The 4,150-nt window shown below is 77.3% G+C and carries 4 protein-coding genes; 1 reads left to right on the top strand and 3 read right to left on the bottom strand.

Features of this window, described 5'->3' with window-relative positions:
• On the bottom strand, positions 1–331 hold a 331-nt coding region (locus PYV61_RS21770), incomplete at its 3' end, for a DUF2723 domain-containing protein (RefSeq protein ID WP_275835611.1).
• A gap of 27 nt (positions 332–358) precedes the next feature.
• On the opposite strand from PYV61_RS21770, the gene PYV61_RS21765 reads away from it, so the two are divergent.
• On the top strand, positions 359–2,284 hold the full coding sequence (locus PYV61_RS21765; protein ID WP_275835609.1) for a serine/threonine-protein kinase: 1,926 nt from the start codon (positions 359–361) through the stop codon (positions 2,282–2,284).
• A 131-nt stretch (positions 2,285–2,415) separates the two neighbouring features.
• On the opposite strand, the gene cdaA is transcribed toward PYV61_RS21765, so the two are convergent.
• Positions 2,416–3,210: a diadenylate cyclase CdaA gene (gene cdaA, locus PYV61_RS21760; RefSeq protein ID WP_275835607.1), complete on the bottom strand. Its 795-nt coding sequence runs from the start codon at positions 3,208–3,210 to the stop codon at positions 2,416–2,418.
• 10 nt (positions 3,211–3,220) lie between these two features.
• The gene (gene folP, locus PYV61_RS21755) at positions 3,221–4,069 is read right to left on the bottom strand and encodes a dihydropteroate synthase (RefSeq protein WP_275835605.1); all 849 of its coding nucleotides are present in this window, start codon (positions 4,067–4,069) and stop codon (positions 3,221–3,223) included.
• Between the last annotated feature and the right edge of the window lie 81 nt (positions 4,070–4,150).

The following is a 4,150-nucleotide window of genomic DNA, read 5'->3' as shown; positions in this document are numbered from 1 at the left end:
CCACGATTTGTCTTCCTAAGACCGCTTGGCCTCCGACTTCCACCCACGCCGCGAGCGCGGCGGCGGCGGCGGCGCACGCGGCCGACAGCAGGTTCGCGGCGACCGCGACGTCCACGCCGGCCGCGCCCAGCAGCCACGTCCACGCGCGGCCGAGGGCGACGAACAGCGGCGTCCCCGGCGGGTGCGGGACGCCCAGCCGCGCGAACGCGGCGCCGAACTCGCCGGCGTCCCAGAAGGTGACGGCGGGAGCCAGCGTGGCCGCGTAGAGGGCGAGCAGCCCGAGCCCCGCCGCGGCAGCGGCGAGGGCGGGCGGCGGCGGGCGGTTGCGCATCGCCGCGTACGTTCGCACCCTCCACCGATGCCGCCAACCGCCCCATCCCCCCCGGACCCCGAGCTGCACGCGCTGGCGGACGCCGTGCGCGGCCGCTTCGCGATCGAGCGCGAGTTGGGGCGCGGCGGGATGGGGATCGTGATCCTGGCGCGCGACCTGGCGCTCGACCGCGCGGTGGCGATCAAGCTGCTGCCGGCCGTCCTGGCCCGGCAGCCGAACCTGCGCGAGCGCTTCCTGCGCGAGGCGCGGACCGCCGCCGGCCTGTCGCACCCCAACGTGGTGCCCATCCACGCGGTCGAGGCCCACGGCGACGTGGTCTTCTTCGTGATGGGGTTCGTCGACGGCGAGACGCTGGCGCGGCGGGTCGCGCGCGGCGGCCCGCTCCCGCCCAACGAGGCGACGCGCGTGCTGCGCGACGTGGCGTGGGCGCTCGCCTACGCGCACGGCCGCGGGGTGATCCACCGCGACGTGAAGCCCGACAACATCCTGCTCGACCGCGCGACCGGCCGCGCCCTCGTCACCGACTTCGGGATCGCGCGCGTCGCCGACGACGCGAACCCGCTGACGCTCGACGGGCACGTGATGGGGACGGCGCAGTACATGAGCCCCGAGCAGGCCGCGGGCGAGCCGCTCGACGGCCGCACGGACCTGTACGCGCTCGGCGCGGTCGGCTTCGTCGCGCTCACCGGCCGCCCGCCGTTCGAGGCCCCGAGCCTCCCCGCGCTGCTCGCGATGCAGGTCATGCAGGACCCGCCGCGGGTGGCGTCGCGGCGGCGCGACGTGCCGGCGCGGCTGGCCGACGCGGTCGACCGCTGCCTCGCCAAGCGCCCCGACGACCGCTTTCCCTCGGCCGAGGCGCTCGCCGCGGCACTCGACGAGTCGGGGCACGCCACGCCGGCGGTCGCGCCGCAGGTCCGCAACTTCGTGCGCATGGCGCAGCAGAGCACGATGGTGCTGACGTCGATGTTCCCTCTGCTGCTGGCCGGCTCGGTGGGGCGCGGCGGGCGCGGGATCGGCACCGGGGTGGCGCTGTTCGCCGCCGTGATCGCGATCGGCGCCGACCTGCTGCGGCGCGCGCGCCACCTGCGCATCGAGGGGTTCGGCGCCGGCGACGTGATCCGCGCCTTCGTGCTGGAGGAGGACGCGCGCGCCGACGAGGTGGCGGCGCTCTACGGCGGCGAGAACGGGGTGCGCCTGCGCCGCACCCGCAACGCGGCGCTCGGGGCGGCGGCCGCGCTGTTCGTGCTCTGGATCGCGCTGATGGGCGTCGTCGCGAGCGTGTGGCCCGACCCGGGGACGGCACGGACGGTCGCCCGCGGCGCGACGATGATCCCCTTCTTCCTCGCGATCGCGGCGTTCATCCTCGGCGCCAACTCGTCGGAGCGCGCGGAGCGCCGCTCGGGCGCGATGGTCGGCCGCATCTGGCGCTCGCGCTTCTCGCTCTGGTTCTTCGCGCTCGCCGGCTGGGGGCTGGGCACGCCCGCGCGCGACGCGCCGGCCGAGCCCTCCCCCGACGAGCCCTCGGTGCCCGACGGCGTGCTGGCGCGCCACCCCGCCCTCCCCGCCGCGCTCCACGACGCGTCCGAGCTGGCCCGCGCGCTCGCGGAGCGCGAGGCGCGCCTGGAACGCGTGCTGGTCGAGACCGGAGGCTCGCGCGAGCCCGGCCCCGCCGACCCGCCCCCCGCCGGCGGCCCGACCACCCGCGCCGAGCTGGTGTCGCGCCGGCTCTCGTTCGTCGCCGAGCTGCGCGCCGCCCTCGGCGCCACGCGCGCCGCGCGCGCCGGCGTCGTCGCGGCCGCCGAGAACGTGCGCATCCAGCTCGCACGCGCGCGCGCCGGCCTCGCGGGCGCCTCCGACGTCGACCCCGACCTCTCGGCGCTGCGCGACGCGATGCAGGTGGCGCGCGCCCTCCCCGCTCCCGCGGAAGCGCCGCGCGTGGCGACGCCAGTCTAGGACCTGAAGGGGCGGGAGTCGCGACGGCGGGAGTCGAAAGAGCGGGAGTCGTGACCGCGCAGTGCGCCGTCGCGACTCCCGCCGTGAAGACTCCCGAAGTTCCGACTCCCGCTCTCGGAGGTCCGGAGCCGTCAGGCGCTGAGCGCCGCCGGCCCCGGCACGCCCCGCGGAGTCCGCCCGAGCAGCAGCTCGCGCAGCTGCATCGGCGTCAGCCCGCGGCGCAGCTCCCCGCGCGACGCCAGCGAGATCGAGCCGCTCTCCTCGCTCACGACGATGACCAGCGCGTCGGTCTCCTCGCTGAGCCCGAGCGCGGCACGGTGCCGCGTGCCGAGCGAGCGGTCGTCGACGCGCGTCTGCGAGAGCGGGAGGATGCACCCCGCGCCGACGATCGAGTCGCCGCGCACCACCACCGCGCCGTCGTGCAGCGGCGTGTACGGGGTGAAGATCGTCGCCAGCAGGTCGCTCGAGATCGTCGCGTGCAGCTCGCGCCCCGACTCCACGAAGTCGTTGAGCGGCACGTCGCGCTCGATCGCGATGATGGCCCCGGTGCTCGACCGGCTGAGGCGCTCGACCGCGTCGGTCACCGCCTCGACCACCTCCCCCTCCTCGAGCGACGGCGCGGGGCGCGCCGACTTCGGCTGGCCGAGGTGCGCCAGCGCCGCGCGCAGCTCGGGCTGGAAGATCACCAGCACGAGCACCAGCCCCCCCTTGAGCACCAGGTCGAGCGTCCACGCGACCAGCGCCAGCTCCAGCGCCATCGCCGCGGCGTAGGCCGCGGCGAGCGCCGCCAGCCCCGCCGCGACCGCGAAGGCGCGCGCCCCGCGCAGCCGGCGCAGCGCGTGGTACAGCACGAACGCGACGAGCGCGACCTCGAAGAGGTCGCGCCACCCGACCTTCACGGGAAGCCAGGTCGCCGCCAGCGTCATGCCGGCGAAGCTACCCGCGCAGCAGGGCCCACGCCACGTCCAGCGCCTCGCGGTGCGCGCGCACGTCGTGCGCGCGGAACAGCGACGCCCCGAGCGCGAGCGACGCGACGTGCGCCCCCACCGAGCCGTGCACGCGCGCCGCCGGCTCCTCGACCCCCGACAGCGCGCCGACCACCCGCTTGCGCGACGCGCCCACCAGCAGCGGCCGCCCGAGCGCCGCCAGCCGCGGCAGCCCGCGCAGCACGGCGACCGAGTGCTCGACGCGCTTGGCGAAGCCGATCCCCGGGTCGAGCACGATGCGCCCGCGCGCGATCCCGGCCGCGTCGGCCCGCGCAAGGGCCGCCCCCAGCTCGGCGGCCACCTCGGCGGCCGGGTCGTCGCCGTAGGTCGCGTGCGCGAAGGTCGCCATGTCCTGCACGAGGCCGCGCGAGTGCATGAGGATCACCCCCGCCCCGCCCTCCGCGCACGCCGCGCCGAGCGCCGGGTCGAGCCGCAGCCCCGAGACGTCGTTGATGACGTCCGCCCCCTCGGCGAGCGCCGCGCGCGCGACGGCCGCCTTGGTGGTGTCGACGCTGATCACCGCGTCGGGGCGCCGCCGCCGCAGCTCGCGCACCACGGGCGCCACGCGCGCCACCTCGTCCTCGGCCGGCACCGGGCCGGTGTTGCGCGGGCGCGTCGACTCGCCGCCGACGTCCACCCCGTCCGCCCCCTCGTCGAGCAGCCGCTCCCCGTGGTCGGCCGCGGCCATCGTGCCGAAGAACAGCCCCCCGTCGCTGAAGCTGTCGGGGGTGACGTTGACGACGCCGAGGACGAAGGGGCGGTCGAGCGGCAGCGTCCGCCCGCGGATCGACCAGGTCATCCGGGTCTCCTCCCGATACTCGGCGCTCGGCGCTCGGCGCTCGGCGCTCACGCGCGGGAGAGCGAGCGCCGAGCGCCGGGC

Source organism: Roseisolibacter sp. H3M3-2 (assembly GCF_029211165.1).
Classification (GTDB): Bacteria; Gemmatimonadota; Gemmatimonadetes; order Gemmatimonadales; family Gemmatimonadaceae; genus Roseisolibacter.
This window is presented reverse-complemented; position numbering and strand designations above follow the sequence as displayed.